The sequence below is a fragment of the Methylomarinum vadi genome, from assembly GCF_000733935.1.
Classification (GTDB): Bacteria; Pseudomonadota; Gammaproteobacteria; order Methylococcales; family Methylomonadaceae; genus Methylomarinum; species Methylomarinum vadi.
In genome coordinates, this window is record NZ_JPON01000001.1 from 2,549,083 (window position 1) to 2,570,745 (window position 21,663).

General features: G+C 51.3%; 23 protein-coding genes and 1 pseudogene. 7 read left to right on the forward strand and 17 right to left on the reverse strand.

Annotated elements, in window-relative coordinates; translation table 11 throughout:
• Position 1: 1 nt before the first annotated feature.
• From glmU to EP25_RS0112740, 10 genes are all read right to left on the reverse strand, one after another.
• Positions 2-1,372, reverse strand: coding sequence for a bifunctional UDP-N-acetylglucosamine diphosphorylase/glucosamine-1-phosphate N-acetyltransferase GlmU (gene glmU, locus EP25_RS0112695; protein ID WP_031434236.1), 1,371 nt, complete (start codon positions 1,370-1,372; stop codon positions 2-4).
• A gap of 188 nt (positions 1,373-1,560) precedes the next feature.
• On the reverse strand, positions 1,561-1,983 hold the full coding sequence (locus EP25_RS0112700; RefSeq protein ID WP_031434237.1) for a F0F1 ATP synthase subunit epsilon: 423 nt from the start codon (positions 1,981-1,983) through the stop codon (positions 1,561-1,563).
• 19 nt (positions 1,984-2,002) lie between these two features.
• Positions 2,003-3,385: a F0F1 ATP synthase subunit beta gene (atpD, locus tag EP25_RS0112705; protein WP_031434238.1), complete on the reverse strand. Its 1,383-nt coding sequence runs from the start codon at positions 3,383-3,385 to the stop codon at positions 2,003-2,005.
• A 41-nt stretch (positions 3,386-3,426) separates the two neighbouring features.
• A complete protein-coding gene (gene atpG, locus EP25_RS0112710) occupies positions 3,427-4,290 on the reverse strand; it encodes a F0F1 ATP synthase subunit gamma (RefSeq protein ID WP_031434239.1) in 864 nt (287 codons plus the stop codon).
• Positions 4,291-4,301: 11 nt separating this feature from the next.
• Positions 4,302-5,843 carry a F0F1 ATP synthase subunit alpha gene (gene atpA, locus EP25_RS0112715; protein ID WP_031434240.1) on the reverse strand — a complete coding sequence of 514 codons (1,542 nt, stop codon included), beginning with the start codon at positions 5,841-5,843 and terminating at the stop codon, positions 4,302-4,304.
• A gap of 21 nt (positions 5,844-5,864) precedes the next feature.
• Entirely contained in the window at positions 5,865-6,395 is a 531-nt protein-coding gene (locus EP25_RS0112720; RefSeq protein WP_031434241.1) for a F0F1 ATP synthase subunit delta, read from the reverse strand.
• 3 nt (positions 6,396-6,398) lie between these two features.
• Entirely contained in the window at positions 6,399-6,872 is a 474-nt protein-coding gene (locus EP25_RS0112725; protein ID WP_031434242.1) for a F0F1 ATP synthase subunit B, read from the reverse strand.
• 41 nt (positions 6,873-6,913) lie between these two features.
• Positions 6,914-7,198: a F0F1 ATP synthase subunit C gene (gene atpE, locus EP25_RS0112730; RefSeq protein ID WP_031434243.1), complete on the reverse strand. Its 285-nt coding sequence runs from the start codon at positions 7,196-7,198 to the stop codon at positions 6,914-6,916.
• Between the two features lie 44 nt (positions 7,199-7,242).
• The gene (atpB, locus tag EP25_RS0112735; protein WP_031434244.1) at positions 7,243-8,007 is read right to left on the reverse strand and encodes a F0F1 ATP synthase subunit A; all 765 of its coding nucleotides are present in this window, start codon (positions 8,005-8,007) and stop codon (positions 7,243-7,245) included.
• Between the two features lie 11 nt (positions 8,008-8,018).
• Positions 8,019-8,390: an ATP synthase subunit I gene (locus EP25_RS0112740; RefSeq protein ID WP_031434245.1), complete on the reverse strand. Its 372-nt coding sequence runs from the start codon at positions 8,388-8,390 to the stop codon at positions 8,019-8,021.
• Between the two features lie 277 nt (positions 8,391-8,667).
• Here EP25_RS0112740 and EP25_RS0112745 point away from each other — a divergent pair, with 277 nt between their 5' ends.
• From EP25_RS0112745 to EP25_RS0112765, 5 genes are all read left to right on the forward strand, one after another.
• Positions 8,668-10,014, forward strand: coding sequence for a POT family MFS transporter (locus tag EP25_RS0112745; protein WP_031434246.1), 1,347 nt, complete (start codon positions 8,668-8,670; stop codon positions 10,012-10,014).
• 30 nt (positions 10,015-10,044) lie between these two features.
• Positions 10,045-10,623, forward strand: a complete 579-nt coding sequence (locus tag EP25_RS0112750; RefSeq protein ID WP_031434247.1) for a DUF4124 domain-containing protein — start codon at positions 10,045-10,047, stop codon at positions 10,621-10,623.
• Positions 10,623-11,453 (forward strand): SDR family oxidoreductase, encoded by an 831-nt coding sequence (locus EP25_RS0112755; protein WP_031434248.1) that lies wholly within the window; start codon positions 10,623-10,625, stop codon positions 11,451-11,453. The genes EP25_RS0112750 and EP25_RS0112755 overlap by 1 nt, the downstream gene beginning before the upstream one ends.
• Positions 11,454-11,645 (forward strand): CPXCG motif-containing cysteine-rich protein, encoded by a 192-nt coding sequence (locus EP25_RS0112760; protein ID WP_031434249.1) that lies wholly within the window; start codon positions 11,454-11,456, stop codon positions 11,643-11,645. It begins immediately after the preceding gene.
• A gap of 158 nt (positions 11,646-11,803) precedes the next feature.
• Positions 11,804-12,187 (forward strand): hypothetical protein, encoded by a 384-nt coding sequence (locus EP25_RS0112765; RefSeq protein ID WP_031434250.1) that lies wholly within the window; start codon positions 11,804-11,806, stop codon positions 12,185-12,187.
• Positions 12,188-12,497: 310 nt separating this feature from the next.
• Here the strand turns inward: EP25_RS0112765 and EP25_RS0112770 are convergent, their stop codons facing one another.
• From EP25_RS0112770 to EP25_RS0112780, 3 genes are all read right to left on the reverse strand, one after another.
• The gene (locus EP25_RS0112770; protein ID WP_031434251.1) at positions 12,498-12,992 is read right to left on the reverse strand and encodes a flavin reductase family protein; all 495 of its coding nucleotides are present in this window, start codon (positions 12,990-12,992) and stop codon (positions 12,498-12,500) included.
• A 2-nt stretch (positions 12,993-12,994) separates the two neighbouring features.
• Positions 12,995-13,825, reverse strand: a complete 831-nt coding sequence (gene nadC / locus EP25_RS0112775) for a carboxylating nicotinate-nucleotide diphosphorylase (RefSeq protein ID WP_031434252.1) — start codon at positions 13,823-13,825, stop codon at positions 12,995-12,997.
• Between the two features lie 146 nt (positions 13,826-13,971).
• Positions 13,972-15,108: an HD-GYP domain-containing protein gene (locus EP25_RS0112780; RefSeq protein WP_031434253.1), complete on the reverse strand. Its 1,137-nt coding sequence runs from the start codon at positions 15,106-15,108 to the stop codon at positions 13,972-13,974.
• A gap of 155 nt (positions 15,109-15,263) precedes the next feature.
• On the opposite strand from EP25_RS0112780, the gene ribA reads away from it, so the two are divergent.
• Together ribA and EP25_RS0112790 are read left to right on the forward strand one after the other, a co-directional pair.
• Positions 15,264-15,881: a GTP cyclohydrolase II gene (ribA, locus tag EP25_RS0112785; protein ID WP_084191035.1), complete on the forward strand. Its 618-nt coding sequence runs from the start codon at positions 15,264-15,266 to the stop codon at positions 15,879-15,881.
• Positions 15,874-18,264 carry a Lon protease family protein gene (locus EP25_RS0112790; RefSeq protein ID WP_031434255.1) on the forward strand — a complete coding sequence of 797 codons (2,391 nt, stop codon included), beginning with the start codon at positions 15,874-15,876 and terminating at the stop codon, positions 18,262-18,264. Before ribA ends, EP25_RS0112790 begins: the two co-directional genes overlap by 8 nt.
• Positions 18,265-18,480: 216 nt before the next feature.
• On the opposite strand, the pseudogene tnpA reads toward EP25_RS0112790, so the two are convergent.
• The 4 genes and pseudogenes from tnpA to EP25_RS0112815 all read right to left on the reverse strand — a co-directional run bounded on the left by tnpA (position 18,481) and on the right by EP25_RS0112815 (position 21,663).
• Positions 18,481-18,912, reverse strand: a pseudogene (tnpA, locus tag EP25_RS0112800) (IS200/IS605 family transposase).
• Positions 18,913-19,117: 205 nt separating this feature from the next.
• Positions 19,118-19,330, reverse strand: coding sequence for a hypothetical protein (locus EP25_RS0112805; protein WP_031434256.1), 213 nt, complete (start codon positions 19,328-19,330; stop codon positions 19,118-19,120).
• A gap of 3 nt (positions 19,331-19,333) precedes the next feature.
• The gene (locus tag EP25_RS0112810; RefSeq protein ID WP_031434257.1) at positions 19,334-20,188 is read right to left on the reverse strand and encodes a hypothetical protein; all 855 of its coding nucleotides are present in this window, start codon (positions 20,186-20,188) and stop codon (positions 19,334-19,336) included.
• A 2-nt stretch (positions 20,189-20,190) separates the two neighbouring features.
• Positions 20,191-21,663: a coiled-coil domain-containing protein gene (locus tag EP25_RS0112815; protein WP_031434258.1), complete on the reverse strand. Its 1,473-nt coding sequence runs from the start codon at positions 21,661-21,663 to the stop codon at positions 20,191-20,193.

The window sequence follows — 21,663 nt, forward strand, 5'->3', positions numbered from 1 at the left end:
ATTATTTCTCCTGTTTCACAGGTCTTTTCCAACCGTTTACACTGATTTGTTTGACGCGGCTCAAGGTCAATTGTTCGTCCGGCGCATCCCGCGTGATGGTCGAGCCGGCGCCGATGGTCGCATTGGCGCCGACGGTAACGGGCGCGACCAACTGCGTGTCAGAGCCTATGAAGGCGCCGTCGCCGATGATGGTCTTAAATTTATTGACGCCATCGTAATTACAGGTGATGGTGCCGGCGCCGATATTGACCTTGCTGCCGATCTCGCTATCCCCAATATAGCTTAAATGATTGATCTTGCTACCGCTGGCGACGGTGGATTTCTTGATCTCGACGAAGTTGCCGACATGAACGTGATCGGCCAACTTGGCCTCCGGGCGAAGCCGAGCATAGGGACCGACGCGACTGCCTTGACCCACCACGGCATCCTCGATCAGGCTGTTAGCCAGTATTTCCACGTCGTCCTTGATCACCGCATTTTTGATGATACAGTTCGGGCCGATGCTGACATTGGAGCCGATTTCGTTGTCGCCTTCGAATACGACGTTGACATCGACGACGACATCCCGGCCCAGCTGTTTGAATTCGCCTCGGACGTCGATTCTGGCGGGATCGCGCAAGGTGACACCGTGCTCCATCAACAACCGGCTTTGCTCCGCTTGATAGGCTCTTTCCAGGTGCGCGAGTTGGACTTTGTTATTGACGCCCAATACCTCGTCTTGGCTGGCCGGATGAGTGGTTTGGATGGTCAAACCGTCGGCCACCGCCATTTCGATGATGTCGGTCAAATAAAATTCGTTCTGGGCATTGTTGTTTTGCAAGCGCGACAGCCAGTTTTTTAGTTTGTCGCCCTTGGCCGCCAAAATACCGGTATTGCCCTCGTCGATCAGTAATTCGGATTCGCTGGCGTCTTTTTGTTCGACGATTTTGACCACGGCATGGTGTTGGTCCCTGACGATGCGGCCATAGCCGGTCGGATCGTCCAGCATGACGGTCAGCAACGAAATCGTCTGAGCGGTCACTTTATTCAGGATGTTTTCGATGGTATGGCTTTTCAACAACGGCACATCGCCGTATAGAATCAGTACGGTGTCGTCGTCATCGATATATCGCACGGCCTGCTGCACGGCGTGGCCGGTGCCGAGCTGTTCCTTTTGCTCGATCCAGGTAGCATCCAAGTCACTCAGAGTCGACTTTACTTTCTCGCCGCCGTGCCCGTAAATGATGTAGACCGAATTATTCGCTATCGTCCGGCTGGTGTCGTAAACATGTCGCAATAACGGTCTATCGGCTATTTCATGTAAGACCTTGGGTAAGGAAGAACGCATCCGGGTTCCCTGACCGGCGGCCAAGATTATGGTTTTTATGGTCATCTGAAGTCCTTGATCAGTAACTATGTTGGATTGGTTTTGTATAGAAATTCGGCTTGGAGAGCAACTTAAGCGCAACTTTGCGTTGAGCGCCTTGCTTATTTTCCAATTATAGCCGGCCAGGCTTTATATACAAAAAAGCCCGACAACGTAACCGTTATCGGGCTTTTCCTGGCGATAAAAAGAAAGTACTATGATCCTCTTTTTCTGAGTCTGTCCAGTGTCCGTAATTGCATGATCGCCTCGGCCAGTTGGGCCTGTGCCTTGGCGTAATCGATCTTGCCGGACTTATCGCTCAGCGCTTCTTCCGCTCTTGCTTTCGCTTCCAAAGCGGCTGCCTCATCAATATCTTTCGCTCTGATCGCGGTATCCGCCAAAACGGTTACCACGTGCGGCTGAACCTCAAGGAGCCCGCCCGATACATAGAACGACTGACTTTCCTTGTCGTTGATCTTAACCCTGACTTCGCCAGGGTTAAGTTTAGAGATTAATGGAGCATGACGCGGCGCAATACCGACTTCGCCGAGTTCAGCCGGAGCAAACACCATTTCCGCCAATCCGGAATAGATCTCCGCTTCTGCACTGACGATATCTACATGTACTGTCATTGTCATGTCTGTCACCTATGATGAATTACTTCTTCATTCCCTTGGCTTTTTCGATCGCTTCGTCGATCGTGCCCACCATGTAGAACGCTTGTTCCGGCAGATCATCATAATCGCCATTGATAATGCCTTTGAAGCCGGCGATGGTGTCTTTCAAGGAAACGTATTTGCCAGGCGCGCCGGTGAAGACCTCGGCCACGAAGAACGGTTGTGACAAGAAACGTTGGATCTTACGCGCCCGGGCAACGGTCAGTTTGTCTTCTTCGGACAGTTCGTCCATACCCAGAATCGCGATGATGTCGCGCAGTTCTTTATAACGTTGCAGGATACCTTGTACGCGGCGAGCCACGTCGTAGTGTTCCTGGCCGATCACCAACGGGTCCAGCTGACGGCTGGTGGAATCCAGCGGGTCGATCGCAGGGTAAATACCCAGCTCGGCGATTTGACGTGACAATACCACGGTCGCGTCCAAGTGAGCGAAAGTTGTCGCCGGAGACGGGTCGGTCAAGTCGTCCGCAGGTACGTAGACGGCCTGGATCGATGTGATCGAACCGGTTTTGGTCGATGTAATACGTTCCTGCAATACACCCATTTCTTCAGCCAATGTAGGCTGATAACCTACCGCAGAAGGCATACGGCCTAACAATGCCGATACTTCGGTACCCGCCAATGTATAACGATAGATGTTGTCGACGAAGAACAGTACGTCGCGGCCTTCCTCACGGAAGAATTCGGCCATGGTCAGACCGGTCAAGGCAACGCGCAGTCTGTTGCCGGGCGGCTCGTTCATCTGCCCGTAAACCAGCGATACCTTGTCGATTACGTTCGATTCGGTCATCTCATGGTAGAAGTCGTTACCCTCACGCGTACGCTCGCCGACGCCGGCGAATACCGAATAACCGCTGTGCTCGATCGCGATGTTACGGATCAGCTCCATCATGTTTACGGTCTTACCGACACCGGCGCCGCCGAACAGGCCGATTTTACCGCCTTTCGCGAACGGGCAAACCAGGTCGATAACCTTGATGCCGGTTTCCAGCAATTCGTTGGCCGGCGCTTGTTCGTCATAAGACGGCGCTTCGCGGTGAATCACCCATTTTTCTTTTTCGCCGATCGGACCTTTCTCGTCGATCGCTTCGCCCAGCACGTTCATGATGCGGCCCAGGGTTTCCTGGCCCACTGGAATCTTGATCGCTTCGCCGGAGTTGCTGACTTCGGCGCCACGCGCCAAGCCGTCGGTGGAGCCCATCGCAATGGAACGTACCACGCCGTCACCCAATTGTTGTTGAACCTCTAAAACCAGGCCACTGCTTTCCACTTTTAACGCGTCATAGACTTTCGGCAATTGTTCGCGTGGAAATTCCACGTCGACAACCGCGCCAATAATCTGAACGATTTTACCCAAACTCATTATGTCGTCCTCTTAATACTCTTTTAAATTCGCTTTCGGTTCTAAACGGCTGCGGCACCACCGACGATTTCGGAAATTTCCTGCGTAATCGCGGCCTGTCTGGCTTTGTTGTAAACCAGTTGCAGTTCGTCGATGATATTGCCGGCGTTATCGGAAGCGCTTTTCATCGCCACCATCCGGGCCGCCTGTTCGCAGGCATTGTTCTCGACGACGCCTTGATAGACAATGGATTCGATATAACGCGACAGCAGGTTATCCAACACATCCTTGGCATCGGGCTCATACAGATAATCCCAATGGCCGGACAGGTCTTCTTCCAATTCATTTTCCAACACCGGCAACAACTGCTCGATGCCCGGTCTTTGCGTCATGGTGTTGACGAACTCGTTGTAGGCAACATGCAGCTCATCGATACGGCCTTCGTAAAAAGCATCCAGCATCAATTTGATCACGCCGATGACGTCATTGACATGCGGGGTATCGCTCAGTTTGGTAATCTGCCCGACGATATTGGCGTTGATGCCGCTGAAAAAGCTGGCACCTTTGTTACCGATCGCAGCGACATCGACTTCAACATTACCGCTTTCCCAATCCTTGAATTGGCTCAACACGCGTCGAAACAGATTCGAGTTCAAGCCGCCGCACAGACCGCGGTCTGACGTAATCACGATGATACCGACCCGCTTGACATCGCGCGGAATCAAAAACGGATGCTTGTATTCGGGGTTCGCATGCGCCAAATGCTTGATGATCCGGCTGATTTTTTGCGAGTAGGGGCGCGTCGCCTCCATTTTATCTCTGGTTTTACGCATCTTGCTCGCCGCCACCATTTCCATGGCGCGGGTGATTTTTTGCGTATTCTTGATACTCGCAATCTGGGTGCGTATTTCTTTACCGACAGCCATTATTCAGACCCTTACCAGCTACTTGTTTTAATGAAATTCTCTATTGCCGAACGCAAGCCTTGAGCAATTTCATCATTGTAATCGCCTTTTTCGTTGATTTTCGCCATCAATTCGGCTTCATGCGCTTTCATGTATGATTGCAGCGCATCCTCGAAATCGCGCACTTTTTCGACTTCGACATCGTCGAGGAAACCTTCGTTGGCGGCAAACAGGGAAACGGCCATTTGAGCGACCGACATCGGGCTGTATTGGTTTTGCTTCATCAACTCGGTAACGCGTTGACCGCGCTCGATTTGTTTACGCGTGCTCTCATCCAAGTCGGACGCGAACTGGGCGAAAGCCGCCAATTCACGATACTGAGCCAAGTCCAGACGAATACCGCCGCCCAGTTTCTTGATGATCTTGGTCTGCGCAGCACCGCCAACCCGGGATACCGACAGACCCGCGTTGACCGCAGGACGGATACCGGAGTTGAACAAATCGGTTTCCAAGAAGATCTGACCGTCGGTGATCGAAATAACGTTGGTCGGTACGAAAGCCGATACGTCCCCGCCTTGCGTTTCGATGATAGGCAACGCGGTCAATGAACCGGTTTTACCTTTCACTTTGCCGTCGGTCAGCTTTTCGACTTCTTCGGCATTGATACGCGCGGCGCGTTCCAACAAACGCGAGTGGATGTAGAAAACGTCGCCCGGATACGCTTCACGACCTGGCGGACGGCGCAGCAACAAGGAGATTTGACGATAAGCCCAGGCTTGCTTGGTCAAGTCGTCGTAAATGATCAGCGCATCTTCACCGCGGTCGCGGAAGAATTCGCCCATCGCGCAACCGGTGTAAGGGGCGATGAATTGCAATGCGGCGGATTCGGATGCGGACGCCGAAACGACGATGGTGTGTTCCATCGCGCCGTGTTCTTCCAGTTTACGTACTACGTTGGCGATCGACGAACGTTTTTGGCCGATTGCGACATAGATACATTTAATGCCGGTGCCTTTTTGATTGATGATCGCATCGACGGCGATCGCGGTTTTACCGGTTTGACGGTCGCCGATGATCAACTCACGCTGGCCGCGGCCGACCGGAATCATCGAGTCGATGGATTTCAGACCGATTTGCACCGGCTGATCAACCGATTGTCTGGCGATAACGCCCGGCGCAATTTTTTCGACCGGTGAAGATTCGTTGCTGTCGATGGCGCCTTTACCGTCGATCGCGTTACCCAACGCATCGACGACGCGACCCAGCAGCGCTTCGCCAACCGGCACTTCCAAAATTTTACCGGTACATTTAACGGTGTCGCCTTCGGTGATGTGCTGATAAGCACCCAGCATGACCACACCGACGGAATCTCTTTCCAGGTTCAGCGCCATACCGTAGGAGCCGCCGGGAAACTCCAGCATCTCACCTTGCATTGCTTCAGACAGACCATGAACCCTAACGATACCGTCAGTGACGCTGACTACGGTACCTTCTGTACGAGCTTCGACTTCTACGTCGAACGACTCGATCTTCTTTTTAATCAGATCACTAATTTCAGATGGATTTAATTGCATTTTGTTTTCCCACTCTGGCTTTTAGAGCCTTTTCGCTAATTGTTGAAGCTGGCCGCTGATTGAACCGTCGATCACCTTGTCGCCCGCTTTAGCACGGATGCCGCCGACCAGTGATTTATCGACCGTTACCGTGGCATGCACCTTCTTGTTGAGCAGCTTTTCCAGCATCGCGACGTATTTTTTTTCCTCTTCTTTGGTCAAGGAATAGGCGCTGTAAACTTCAACATTGACGTAACCCTCGTCGTCGGCTTTATATTGCTCATAGAGCTCGGCAATCTGAGGCAGTAATTTCAACCGGTCGTTTTCTATCAGAATTTTCAGAAAATTAACGGCTTCGTCGTGGATTTGACCTTCGCAGATATCCACCATTAACTGAGTCAATTGATCCTTGCTGACTCTTGGGTTGTCGATGATGGCAGCCAGTTCTTTATCCTGTATCGCTACGGATAAAAAGGCCAACGAATCGGACCAAATGCCGGCAGCGCCGACTTCCTTGGCTCGCTTAAAAGCCGCCTCCGCATATGGCCTTGCTAATGTTGATAGTTCACTCATTGCTTAACCTAATTGTTCAGAGGCTTTATTGATAATGTCTTTGTGCTTGGCCTTGTCGACTTCTTGTTGCAGAATCTGTTCAGCCGCACGCAAGGCTAAAGCGGAAACTTCCTTGCGCAAGCTTTCTTTGGCTTGCTGCATTTCCTGCTCAATCTGCGCGTTCGCGGCTTGAATCATGCGCTCGCCTTCTTTCTGCGCATTGGCTTTAGATTCCTCGACCAATTCATTGGCGCGTTTCTGTGCCAGATTGACGATTTCCGCTGCTTGATCTTTGGCTTCCTTCAGAACTTTTTTAGCTTTCTTTTCGGCCAGCTTGATTTCTTCCTGACCTTTCTCCGCAGCAGCAAGTCCTTCGGCGATTTTGTTTTTACGCTCCTCCAGTGCCTGCATGATTGGCGGCCAGACATACTTCATGGTAAACCAGACCAGAAGCGTAAAGGTTATCATCTGCCCGATCAGAGTAGCATTGATACTCATGATGCTTTCCTCGTGTTGCTGTTGTTAATAGGGTATAGACCTCAGCCTGCGGCAGACTGTACAGCAGCAAGGAACGGATTCGCGAAAGTGAAGAACAATGCCATACCAACACCGATCATGGTTACCGCGTCCAACAGACCCGCAACGATGAACATTTTAACCTGCAGCATGGGAACCAATTCCGGTTGACGCGCCGCACCTTCCAGAAATTTACCGCCCAACAGACCGAAACCGATCGCGGTACCGACGGCACCCAAGCCTAAAATAATACCGACAGCGACAGCTGTTAAGCCTTGAACATCAGCGATTAAAGATGCGATTTCCATAAAATCTCCTAGTTATATTAATAAAGTAAAAGAAAAATTCGAAATTAGTGATCTTCGTGCGCCATGCTCATATAGACGATGGTCAGCACCATGAATATAAAAGCCTGCAGCGTGATGATCAGGATGTGAAATACTGCCCACGGGAAACTGAGCAATGGTTGTATTAAAGGTGGCAGCAATGCGATCAGGATGAAGATCAATTCACCCGCGTACAGGTTACCGAAAAGCCGTAGCCCCAGTGAAATGGGCTTGGCGATTTCTTCGACCACTTTTAATAACAGGTTGAAAGGCATCATCCACGGCCCAAAAGGAGTGCACGTCAACTCCTTGGCAAAACCGAAGACACCTTTTACTTTGAAACTATAGAAAATAATCAGGAAGAATACGCTGAGCGACAACGCAAAGGTGCCGTTCAGGTCGGTACTTGGCACTACACGCAGATATTCCATCCCCATCAAACTGGCGATCAATGGCAGCAAGTCCACCGGAATCAAATCCATGAAATTCCACAAGAACACCCAGCAAAAAATCGTCAAACCTAGCGGTGCGATCAACTCACTGCGTCCGTGAAAGGTATCCTTAACCTGACCGTCGACGAATTCGACCAGCATTTCGGCGACATTCTGCGTCAAATTCGGCACCCCGGCCGTAGCTTTGTCAGCCTGCGACTTAAAAAACCAAATAAACAGGCCGCCCAATAGCGCGGAAAAAAACAAGGTATCCAGATGCAGAGTCCAGAACCCTTCACCCACCGTCAACGGGGTCAAGTGATGAACAATATAACCGGTTGCTCCACCTTCGCTAGCCATTTTTCCTCACATTAATAATCACGCCACAATATCAGGGCAAACCAAAAGACAGACAACACCGCCAGATAACCGACCAACAGTGTCAATAAATTCACTTCAGGGATTTGAAAAACGAGTGCAAACAATGCCGCCGTTAAAACGATTTTTCTCGTCTCGCCAGCATAGAAGGATCGAACGATTTTTTGCGCGTTCCAATTCCTGCTCAAGTACAAGCGATACGCGGCATAACAATTCGGCAACAGTGCCACGACACTCCCCAAAAATGGCGACAACGCATTTTTCCATCCGCCGAGCACGAAAAATCCCGACGCTACCGAAATAGCAATCAGGACTTGCAACAAGATTATATTTTTGACTGTAGAAAACGCACTTCTACCCGTCATCCAAAACCCCATACATTAGTGGAACGATTATATCCAGCCAGCTATTTTAAAGCAAGAATGAAATCAATCATAAAAAGCAAACAAACCAATTGAATACACGAAATAATTACGGATTTTTCTTCGTTCTTGCTCTTCATAAACTTTTACACCGCCACAGTCTCGACCCAACTCTTCCCGTCAATAACCGCCGCGTTGCGATACCAAAATCGATTGGCATAGGAACTTAATTCAACCATGATAAAATTTGCATTTCACAGTTTTAGACAACACTCACTTAATGCCTCGCTATAGAACCGCGCCTCTTGCCAGCCGCGAATTGCCAACCGGAACGCCGTTCATCGTCGTCAACGAAGCCGCCGAGCGCTTCAGCTATTATGGCATGCGCGCAATTCTGGTCATCTTCATGACCCACTATCTGATGGACGCCGATGGCAATCCCGACCTGATGACGGAAAATGAAGCCCAAGGGTATTTCCACTTATTCGTCTCGGCCGTCTATTTCATGCCGTTATTGGGTGCATTACTGGCCGACGGGCTTCTTGGCAAATACCGGACAATCTTGTATTTGTCGTTGTTTTATTGTGTCGGCCATTTTACATTAGCACTCGACGACACCCGCCTGGGCTTACTGATAGGCCAAAGTTTAATCGCACTGGGCGCTGGCGGCATCAAACCTTGCGTTTCTTCGCATTTGGGCGACCAATTCGGCCAATCCAACAGCCACTTGCTGAGCAAGGTCTTCGGCTGGTTTTATTTTTCGATCAACCTAGGCGCTTTCGCCGCCATGTTAACGATACCGTGGCTGCTGGAACATTACGGCTCCTCTGTCGCATTTGCAGTGCCCGGTATATTAATGTTGTTTGCGACGATTGTGTTCTGGAGCGGACGCTATCGCTTTGCCCACATCCCGCCCGCCGGCATGAGCTTTGTCCAAGAGAGCCTGAGTAAAACCGGCCTGCAAACGCTAGGCAAATTGGCTTCGATTTATCTCTTCATCGCTATGTTCTGGGCCTTGTTCGAACAAATCGGCTCATCCTGGGTTTTACAGGCACAAAAAATGGACCGTATGATGTTCGGTCTGGAATTGTTGCCGTCACAGATTCAGGCCGCCAACCCATTGTTAATCATGCTCCTGGTGCCGTTGTTTTCCTACTGGCTCTACCCGTTGTTGAACAAAATCATCAATCTGACCGAATTGAAAAAAATGGCGATCGGTTTATTCATCACCGTTCTCGCCTTTGCGATTGCGGCACTGATACAAACCCGGTTGGACCAAGGTTATTCGGTGCATATTAGCTGGCAATTACTGGCCTACCTATTGCTTACCGCAGCCGAAGTCATGGTCTCGATCACTTGCCTGGAATTCTCCTATACCCAGGCACCGAGAACGATGAAATCCTTCATTATGGCTTTTTATTTTCTATCCGTTGCCGTCGGCAACCTGTTTACCAGCGCCGTCAATTTTTTTATTCAAAACGCTGACGGCAGCAGCAAACTGGCCGGCGCGGATTATTTTTGGTTTTTTACCATACTGATGTTGCTGACAGCCTGCCTTTTCTTATGGGTTATTCGCTACTACACTGAAAGAACGTATTTACACGATGAATTGGCCGATCAACAGTAACAGCCTTCACATACGATAGCGGGAAATGCAATGAACAAAACCCTACTAATCCTTGCCGCGCTCTTTTCCAGCGTCAGTGTTGCCGGCGTCTATAAATGCACCGATGTATCCGGCAATACCACTTATCAATCAAGCCCCTGCGAAGACTTGAATGAGGCGTTCGAAATGAATGTCAAAACCGGTTCCGCCGTGGATTTGAACCAACAACGCAAACAACAAGAACTGGCCGAGGAGGAAAAGCTACGTTTGCAACAGCAAGAGCAACAACGCCTACAACAAATTAAACAACGCAAGAAAGCCGCTCTTGCCGAAAGCGAACTCACCCAGAAACTGATCAAGAACAACCCGCGCCAGTATTCCGCCTTCGCAATCCCCCCCTATGACCCCGACAAGTTGCCTGAGCTGGTAAAAAAATTCGAAGAACGCCTTCCCGAGATAGAAAAATTTCGCCGCCTGGCCGCGCAGAAAGCTTTGGCAAGCGGACAATGCTCGCGGGTGGAAGGAGACGAGTTGAATATCAAGAGCACAATGGAACATTTTGTCTTCCAAATCGAATGCAGCAGCGGCAAAAGTTTTTTTTATAACGAAACGGATCTAACCAGACAGTAATGACGCCCAAAACCCTATTCATCACCGGCTGCTCCAGCGGTATTGGCTATGTCACGGCACAAATCATCAAGCAACGCGGCCACCGAGTTATCTGTTCCGCCCGCAAACAAACCGATGTGGAACGCCTGCGCAACGAAGGCTTTGAAACCTTGCGATTGGACCTGGCCGACTCCGACAGCATTCGCCAAGGCGTAAACGAACTGCTCAAGCTATCCGGCGGCAAGCTCGACGCGTTGTTTCATAACGGCGCCTATGGCCAGCCCGGCGCAGTCGAAGACTTGAGCCGAGCGGTATTGCGCGAACAATTCGAAACCAATTTTTTCGGTACTCACGAGCTGACCAACCTGCTGATTCCGCTGTTTCGCCAACAAGGACACGGCCGCATCATCTACAACAGCTCGATACTCGGTTTCGTTGCGATGCGCTATCGCGGCGCCTACAATGCCAGCAAATTTGCCTTGGAAGGGCTAGCCGATACCCTGCGTATCGAGTTGCACGGCAGCAACATTCATATCGTCTTAATTGAACCCGGCCCGATCGAAAGTAAATTCCGGCAAAACGCTTTTGCTATGTATAAAAAGAATATCGACCCGGACAACAGCTTTCACAAAGACACCTATAAAGCGATGGAAGCCCGCCTGCAAAAGCAAGGACCCGCGGCGCCCTTCACCCTGCCGGCGGCAGCGGTTGCCGACAAGGTTATTCATGCCCTGGAGTCAAAGAAACCGAAAATTCGTTACTATGTGACCTTTCCAACGTATTTGTTCGGCTATTTAAAACGTCTGCTGCCGGTATCCTGGCTAGATTTTCTGTTACGCTCGGTACAATAAATGCCGCAATTACAGGAGCGTCTAATTTGTTGTCCTTATTGCGGTGAATTTATTACGGTTTTGATCGATAGCTCGAGTGGAGAACAACAATATTACGAAGATTGTCAGGTTTGTTGCGCGCCGATTCTTTTCGATTTAGTGATTAATCATGACGAGAATTTCAGCCTGATTGTCAGGCGGGAAGACGAGTAAATTCAGCTTGAATTCAGCGATCTACAGATCATTGAGGCAAGACAAGAACCTGGCATTCCATAATAATTGTGTTAGAATCGGCTTTGGCATGTAGCTAATGAGCATGAAGTTGATAGTTATGTGCTTATTACAAAAAACAACAATGAGGTTCTAATTTCATGAAAATCTTAAAAAGCGCAATCGTTGCTTTCTCTTTAGCTGTTTCAATGGGTGCTTTCTCGACTTCTGCAGTAGCATACGAAGAAGGCCGTCTCAGCTACACACCTCTTAATGCGATCAACATGTCTGTGGAAAAAGCCCAGGCTGCTAAAGCCGCTATCGGTGCGGGCGCTGATGCACAAGAAGTAGCTGATCTGATCAAAAAAGCCAGTGATGCGACTAAAGAAATCAATGCCAATGACGTCGTCGACAGAAACCGTCAACGCGCCAACAGTCATTTGAAAAAAGCACGTAGAGCTGCTAAAAAAGGCGATTTAGAAGCTGCTTCAGCTCATCTGGACAAAGGTATCAAAGGTCTGGAAGCTTTGAGAGGCATGCTGTAAATATCTGCCTTGCACAGGGCGTCGGAGAGACGCCCTGTTATTTCCATCCCCCCTTTCATTGTTCCATCCTTCTTTCATTATTATCCCCTGTCTCGATCCCTTTTTTTACAAGCTATCCGCGACCGGCCTGTGATAACAAGGCCATCGCTTGACATGCAAATGTCTTATTCGGCGTCTTTTTGATTACTGAAACACAAACTTAATTGCCCAGCCCCTGTTGCTTAATAACCTATTCGGGCATGAATGCAAGCCCCCATCTCAAACGAGAGAACGGGGTAAAACAGCTAAAAGCAACGCCAACCTTAAAGACTCAATCCGACGCCTCGGCATACAGCTCGCTGCTGTCATCCATGTCGCCGGTCTCGTTGTACAGCATCGGTTTCCCCCGATTTAACAAGCCTGCATCGAGCACTTGGCAAACCGCCAACCGATGATCGCCGGCTTCGGCATAATGGCTGACCTTGCAGTCGAAATAAGCGAGGCTATCCGCCAGAATCGGCGCTCCGCTCACCGCTTTTTGCCAACAATAACCGGTCATTTTGTCCTTCAAGCCGGATGTGCCGAAATGCTCGGCGACGGCATATTGCCGTTTGCCCAAGACATTGATGCTGCAGATACCGCCTTGCTGCAACAATTGCCAGGAATAATGCTCGGGATTGATACTGAAGCAAAGCAATAAGGGGTCGAATGAAACCTGCATGACCCAGGCGGCGGTAAAGGCATTTTGTCGTTCGCCGTCGCTGACGCCGATAACATAAACGCCGTGAGTGATCTGTTTGACTAATTGTTCGGCATTTTCAATCATGATCATCGCTCCAGGCTGATACGCATCGACAAATCGATCGCCTTGATATTTTTGGTCAACGCGCCGATGGAAATATAATCGACGCCGGTTTCCGCTATTTCCCGTATGTTATCGAGTCCGATATTGCCGGAGGCCTCCAGCTCAAGCTTCCCGGCGTTGGTCGCGACCGCGGCGCGCATATCCTGCAGAGAAAAATTATCCAGCATGATGCGGTCGGGACTCGCTCTAAGCGCCTGCTCGAATTCGTCCTGGTTTTCCACTTCCACTTCGACCATCAAATCGGTCATCGCCCTGGCATTCTTGATCGCAAGTTCGATCGAGCCGGCGGCGATAATATGATTTTCCTTGATCAACACGGCGTCATACAACCCGATACGGTGATTATGACAACCGCCGCAACTAACTGCGTATTTTTGCGCCATTCGCAAACCCGGCAGGGTTTTTCGCGTATCCAGCACCTTACAGCCGGTACCGGCCACGGCATCGGCATAGCGTTTGGCGACCGTCGCTGTTGCCGATAAAGTCTGCAGCAAATTCAACGCGGTCCGCTCGCCGCTTAACAGGGCGCGGGCGGGACCATGGAGCCGGCACAAAACACTGTCCTTTTCCACGTAGTCGCCCTCGTCGACTTGCCATTCGATCACGATATCGGCAGCGAGCCGGTGAAATATCGCATCGAACCAGGCTTTGCCACACAACACGGCGGCTTCGCGGGTGACCACGGTGGCGCTGGCACGGGTCGCAGCCGGAATCAACGCGGCGGTGACATCGCCACTGCCCAGGTCTTCAGCCAGATAGGCGGTTATTTCTTCGACTGTGGGGTTAGCTGACATAAGAAAACAAAATATTCTGAATTTGAGTTGTTGAAATGGCCATTATAAGCACAATCCTGCTGTTTGTTTGTGAATGCCAATACCATTGATGACAATGATCAATTTGAAAATGCAAAGAGACGGGGGAGGAAAATAACATGGTCAGGCTATTTCTTCCCCAATCCCCAAATCTGATTTCTATCCAGGTGCACCCTATCGGGGCGAGGAATCACTTTGACGATGCCGTACAAATCCTGTTGCAAGGTATCGATGCGCCGAGGATTCTTATAGGGCGCCCCCTGCGGCGAGAGAATGCTTAACACCATCGGCGCATTCGCTTGTTTGCTGCCGCGGGTTATGACGATTGCAGTATCGCCGTTGGCCAATCGCACAAAAGATCCAGGCGGATAAATGCCGATCTCCTTGATCAGTAATTGGGCCAACTCGGTGTCGACGGCGCTGCCGCGCTGCATGAAAATATCGCGTAATGCCTTTTTGACAAAATAGCCGTCGCGGTATTCGCGCGGCAACACCATCGCGCTGTAGATATCGCTTAAGGACAAGGTACGCGCAAAGAGGCTGATTTCCTCCCCTTTAAGGTTATAGGGATAACCCGACCCATCCGGGCGTTCATGATGCCTCAGCACCGTATCCAACCATTCCTTATCGGTAATCCCCAAGCATTGCAGAATGTCGTGGCCGATGATGGGGTGCTTGCGGATGGCAATTTGTTGTTGTTTGGTCAGCGGCGCGGATTGCTTGTTCAACAAGTCCTGTAAATCCAACATGCCGATATTTTGGGTCAAAGCCGCAGCAATATAGAGCAAGCGGTCCTGGCTGGGGATTTTTTGCCGTCGCAATAATAGTTCGGTCAGTAGCGCGCACATTACCGGATGTATATGCGAATAGAGCGCTAGTTGATCGAAAATGATGGCACCTAAGGCGGCATCGGCATTTTCCTGGCACAGCTTTTGGATTACCGTGGCGACCTTGATGACGCGTTGGTGGTAATCGCTGTCGATGGCTGCATTCATGTCGTCGAGAATACGATTGACATTCTGCCTGATCGCATCCAGGACATTGAACGGCGAAGCCAGGGAAAATTTTTCCTGCTTTTCCAGTTCGCGAGCTTCCTCGGGACTGGCCTCGCGGTACAAACCGCGCGTCAATAAAATACGTTTCTGCCGTTCGCCGGTAATCGCTCGCCCTTTTTCCAACAAAAGCTCGCCGTCCTCGGCATAGACCGGCCAAGGCAAAGGCTGGCCGACACTTAAATCACTATCCTGCAACTGAATTTTTTTCATAGCGAGACCGTCTATTTGCCTCTTAGGACGACTTTTCCTGGAACAAGCGTTTAGTTTACATCATCTGCCGATCGATCATGAGTTATCGGATAAATATCGAACATTTTCAATCAACAATAGTAAAATAGCGTTAATTATAGTTTTAAGTTACAGCAGTGAAAGCAACAATAGAAGATATGGTGCAAACCCGCATCCCTACCGCGCACGGTGAATTCATCCTGCATTATTTCAGCAACAGTATCGACGACAAGGAACATGTCGCCTTCGTTAAGAGCGAGGTCGCCGGTAAGGAAGATGTCCCCGTTAGAATACACTCCGAATGTTTTACCGGCGATGTGCTGGGTTCCCGTCGCTGCGATTGCGGTGAACAACTGGAAATGGCCTTGCAGCTGATCGAGCAGGCCGGTTACGGTATTTTGATTTATCTGCGTCAGGAAGGACGCGGCATCGGACTGTTAAAAAAATTGCAGGCTTATAACCTGCAGGATCAGGGGCTGGACACCGTCGACGCCAATATTCATTTGGGTCATCTGGCCGATGAGCGGCAATACGATATTGCCGCATTAATTCTGGAGCATCTACAGGTAAAATCGGTTGCGCTGATTACCAATAACCCTCAGAAGATCGATGAATTGACCCGCTTGGGCATCACCGTCAGCAAGCGTATTCCGATTGAAACCAGCGTTCACGAAGACAACCTCAGTTATTTGAAAACCAAGGTTGAAAAAATGCGCCACATGCTTTCCATGCATAAAAAAGATAAAGATGGATAACGATCTAAAACTACCCGCCTCAGCCCTAAAACTCGATATCGATTCAAACTCCCTGCAAATCCCGGAAGTTCCGCGCCGCGATCACACCATTCTGGGACAGACGCGGGCCAAATCCGCCCTCAGTTTCGGCGTGGCGATGGAATCTCCCGGTTACAATGTCTACGTCATGGGCGAACCCGGTACCGGCCGCCTGTCGCTGATCACCGATTATCTTCACAGCCATGCCGAACGCCAGGAAGCGCCATCCTCCTACGCCTATGTGGAAAATTTCGAAAACGGCCGTGAACCGGTGGCAATCGAGCTTCCCGCCGGACAAGGCCATACTTTCAGCAAGGACATCGAAAAACTGATCGGTAACCTGCTGGCCACTTTCCCGGCGGCCTTCGAAAGTCCCTCCTATCAACAGAAAAAAACCGCCATCGAGCGCCGCTTCACCCAACGCTACAACAGCGCGGTCGATCTGGTCGATGAAAAAGCCCGCGATATGAACGTGGCGCTGTACCGCGACAGCGAAACCATTACCTTTCTGCCGATTCGCGACAACAAGGCGGTGGACGAAGACCAATTCACATTATTGCCGCAAGCCGAACGGGAACAATTCCACAAGCACAGCGAGGAACTGGAGGAATATCTGGGCGATGTACTGTTGGAACTGCCGCAGTGGCGCCGTAAAATGGTCGAGGAGCTCAGGCAGCTGGATAAGGATACCATCAGCCTGGCAATCGAACCGCTGTTCGCCGATTTGACTAAAAAATACCAGAACATCGATGATGTCATCACCTATTTAGCCGAATTGAAAAAAGACCTGAGCGGCACCATCAGCGATTTCCTGATGCCGTCCCGCACCCAGGAGCATCCCGATAACAGCGCCAGGCGGCTGATTCTCAGCGAACAATACCTGCCCAACATCCTGGTCGATTGCAAGCAAGAAAGCGGGGCGCCGGTCATTTACGAACCGCACCCCATTTATCAGAATCTGTTCGGCCGCATCGAATATGTCAACGAACAGGGCACGTTGGTCACAAATTATCGCCGCATCTGCCCGGGCTCGTTACACCGGGCCAACGGCGGCTACCTGATCCTCGACGCCGAAAAGGTGCTGACCTATCCGTTCGTCTGGGAAGGATTGAAACGGGCCTTGAAGGCCGGCAAGATCGAAATCGAATCGCCTTTCGCCGAACTGGGTATCAATACGATGACCTTGAAACCGGAGGTCATCCCGCTCAATGTCAAGGTGGTTCTGGTCGGCTCGCGCCATATTTACTATTTGCTGGAAGAACTCGACAGCGAATTCAACGAGATGTTCAGAGTGTTGGCGGATTTCGATAACCACATCAAACGCACTCCCGACAGCATCACCCAATTCGCCGTGCTAATGAGCCGGCAGGCCCGGGATTCGGGCGCCAAGCCCTTGACCAAAGACGCCATCGTCCGTCTCATAGAACACAGTTGCCGCCTGGCCGAAAACCAGAATCGCTTGTCGGCCAGAATCAACGATTCGCTGGAAATCATCGGCGAAGCCAATCTGCTCAGCGCCGGCAGCGGCACCGAGCAAATCGACAAGGAACATATCGAATTGGCATTGGCCGCCAGGGAAGCCCGAAACGGCCGCATTGCCGAGGAGATCCTCGAGGAAATTCTCGATGGTACGATACTGATCGACACCGAAGGCGAAGCGATGGGCAAGGTCAACGGCCTGACCGTGCTGGAAGTGGGCGGCAGCAGCTTCGGCGCGCCAGCGCGCATCAGCGCCACCGTCTATCCGGGCTCGCGCGGTATCGTCGATATAGAACGCGAAGCCGAACTGGGCCAATCGATCCATTCCAAGGGCGTGTTGATTCTGACCGGTTATCTCGGCCATAGTTACGCGCAACAGTTTCCCCTGGGAATCTCCGCCAGCATCGCGCTGGAGCAATCCTACGGCTACATTGACGGCGATAGCGCCGCGTTGGCCGAATTCTGCTGCCTGATTTCCGCGTTGACCCGGATTCCGGTCAAACAAAGCTTCGCCCTGACCGGTTCGATCAACCAATACGGCGAAGTACAGGCCATTGGCGGCGTCAACGAAAAGATCGAAGGCTTCTTCAGTCTGTGCCAGGCGCGTGGCCTAGACGGTCAACATGGCGTCATCATTCCAGCCTCGAATCAACGCAACCTGATGTTGAAACAGGAAGTCATCCATGCGGTAAATGAAGGGAAATTCGACATTTATGCCGTTTCCACTGTCAACCAGGCCCTGGAATTGCTGATGGAACAGCCGGCCGGAAAAATGGACCAGGACGGTAATTATCCCGAGGGAAGCATCAACGCCAAAGTGGTCGCCCGCTTGAAGGAAATCTCGGAAATGGCTAACGAAGCCGACAAGGAGCATGAAGAGGGATAGCCAGTCCATCACAGGCGACAATAGAGAAGGCTAGCCGCTGTTCAATCTGCAGTGTCGGCGTGTTCTTATGCTTGTAAACCTTGCAATCTGTAAAAAATGCGACAAATGGTCGCGCGACAATTAGTCGCATACCACAACTAAACAACCACCCGCTCAAGCGGGTGGGTTCCAATAACGGACTGAAAGTCCGGATACGCGTCGACTAAACGACGCGTCTTAGTCGGGCTCCATCTTGAAATTATCGTTTGGATTAGGTTCAAAGTGATGCTCCAAATATTGCTTTATCATCTCATCAGTCATTTGCCCCACTGTGGCGCAAAAATAACCGCGGGCTCAAAAATGTCGACCCCAATATCGCTTTTTCAAGTGCGGGAACTCTTCGAACAGATAGCTCGAAGTTCGTCCCTTGATTCGCCTCATGATTTCGCTTGGGGCCATAGTCGGCGGCGCACTCACCAAAATGTGCACATGATCTTTGCTCACGACACCTTTGATAATCCGTATCTCAAAGGCTTCGCATGTCTGCCGCACCAAGTCTCTCACTCGTTCGGCTATTTCATCCTTCAGCACTTTATAACGATACTTCGTAACCCAAACAAAATGATACTCAATTTGGTAAACCGTATGGCTGCCGTATCTATAGTCCATCGCCACCTCCTTGGGCAAATTATCGCAGCTAAAGCTGACCGGCTAAAGCCGGTGGTTTAAACCTTATGATGGATAATTAAAGACTAGAGCTAGGATTATATTCACTGATCAGCCACATGCGATCAAATTCATATATCCTTCTCTAAGTGCGGCCCTGCGGCCGCATTTTTTTGCAATCAGGCAGAAGCCATCGGGTTCAAAGAGTTCAGCGCTTGAACCAATGTTTCAACCAACTTTTTCTATTAGCACCATTTGCAGTGGGCGCTTTCAATTTTGCCTCGATCGCTTCCAATGTCACGGATTCTTGAAGCCCCTCATAGTCGATTTCCTTGACTCGATGTCCCGTCAGCCGCAAAGCGCGTTTGACCAGCAGGTATTTGTTTCTCAGCAGCGCTCGTTGCAGGGAACTGGCGGACATCGGTTAATGCTCCAGGTATTTGTAGAACACCGACTCGATCGTCAGTAGGGTGGTCTTGAAGGCTTTTTTGCTGGTATTTGGATCGTCGTGGATACGAACGAAGTGCCGGCATTCATGGCTTTTGCTCCATTGGAAAATAGGCGCGGCCTTTGCCTGAAAGGCCCCTAAGGACAAAGTCTGCCCGGCCAATTCAGCGGCGCCCGGCAATCTGGAGGCATCGGCGGCGCGGCTGTCCGGCCAGGCCGCCTCTACAGTGACGGTTTGTTCGTGGATGGTAATGCGGTAAAGATACTGGATCGCTCCATTGTCGGGGTCAGCCCAGCAGGGCGGGTGATCCAGGCCGTTGCCTTTTAACTGTTGCTGAAGAAAATGCAGTTGGCCGCGCAGGTCCTGCTGTTCGCGTTGGGCGTTGCGGCTTTGTTCGATCAGTTCCTGCAAGGTCTGTTCGGGCGCCGTGTCCGGTTGCAACTCTTGTAATTGTCGCCTAAGTTGCGTCAGTTCTTGCAATTCCTGCCGCAAGCGGGTGTTGTCCGCCGCAAGCCGGTCCAGGTCGCCGGCCGCCTGCAATTTGGCAAAGGCCTGTTCCAACAGTTCCCGACTGGCATCGCGACCCAACCCCGTTATGCGGCCGACCATGTCTTCTAGCAGACGCAAACGCTTGAACGAAGCGTCCAGGTCTTGCCTGGTTCTTTCGATTTGCCGTTCGAGTTCGTTGCTTTTCGACTTTTGCTGCTCCAATTCGACGCTTTTGTCATGCAAGGCGGCGGTACTGAGCAGCATCAACAAGAAGAACATCATGAACGCCAATTCGTTCAAGGTCATGCCGAACAGGAAGGAACGCCTGCCTTCGTATGACATCGTCAATCCTCCAGACGCTTGGACAAATAGTCGATACTGTCGACGAAATGCCGGTTCATCATCGCCATGGCGGTGCGCGAATGTTCCAGAATGGCCGCCATTTCCTGCTGATGGGTCTTGATCAATGCGATGTCGGTGTCGGCCAAATTTCCCATCGCCTGGAGATTGCGCGTGTGTTGTTCGATGGCCTGATTAAAGGATTCCAGACGTTTGAATGCCGACGTGACATGCACGCCGAAATCGGAAATTTGCTTGATCGTCAGCTGGGTCTTGCTCAACGCTTCGGCGATGGTTTGCAGATCGCTGCTGATGCGGGCGCTGTTCTCCGTCTGACCGCTGATGCGGGCGAACAGCCCGACCACCTCGTCGCTGGCCTGATTCAGCCTGGCCGCGATGCGTTCGGTTTCATCCGGCAGTTGTCCGAACGAAGCCAATAACGTTTCGAAACGCTCGGCGGCGGCGGACGAACGCTCGGCCTGCTCGCCGATAGCCGCGGTGATGGCATCGCTCGCTTGCGCCAGCTGCTTGAAGCGCTCGACCAGCTGCACGAACTCCTCGCTGCTTAAATTATGCGCGGCAATGTTATCGTTGAAAGCTTCCAGCGAACGCCCCGAAGCGGTCAAGGCGCTGTTGAAATGGCCCAATTCCAACGTCATTTGCCGGTAATCCGCCTTAATTACCGTTTGCTCCTGAGCCAGGTCGCTTACAACCGTGCGGGTTTCGACGAGTTTCTCGTTTAACGCGGTCAGCGGCGCCTCCAAGCGGCGGGCGAAAATATCCTCGGGCAATTCCAGGCTTTCCAGTTTCTGCTGCAGCGCCTTGATCGTCTCTTCCATCGACCGATTGGCTGTTTCGCTTTGTTTCCGGAAAGCCTCGGCGCTTTGTTCCGCCTGTTCTCGAATCATCGCTGCAGTCTGGCTCATACTCTGCCCGGCATCCTCTAGCGCGCGACGGATAGCGCGCTGGGTTTCGTCGTGGGACAGTTCGAGCTGCATCGACAACGTCTTCGCCTTGCGTACGAAATCGTTGGCGGCCAGCTCGACCCCTTCGAGCATTTGCCGTTCGGCGCTGCGTAGGTCGACCTGGAAATTATTGATATAAATGCGCACCGCCAGGCCGAATATGGTCGTGGTCAGGGCCAGGCTGAAGTTGGCGATGATCGCATCCAACCCCAGACTGTCGCCGCGGTAATGGTAGAGCGAGACCACCAGTGCGATCAGCGTGAACAAAAAGCCGAGATAATAGACGCTGTCGGCGAATTGTTCGAGAAAGGGGCTGTCCTTGCCGCGCCGGTAACCGATAGCGGCGTAAAGCGCCATCAACAAGAGCGGTATCGCGACCGACAGCTGGTGATAGCCGAAGCTTTGCGGCAATACGATGCCGACGACGCCGAGTACCAGCGCCGCGAGAAATATCTTGCGGATATCGAGCACGTAACCGGCATGATGATCGGCTGAAGGCGGTTTTCCTAACAT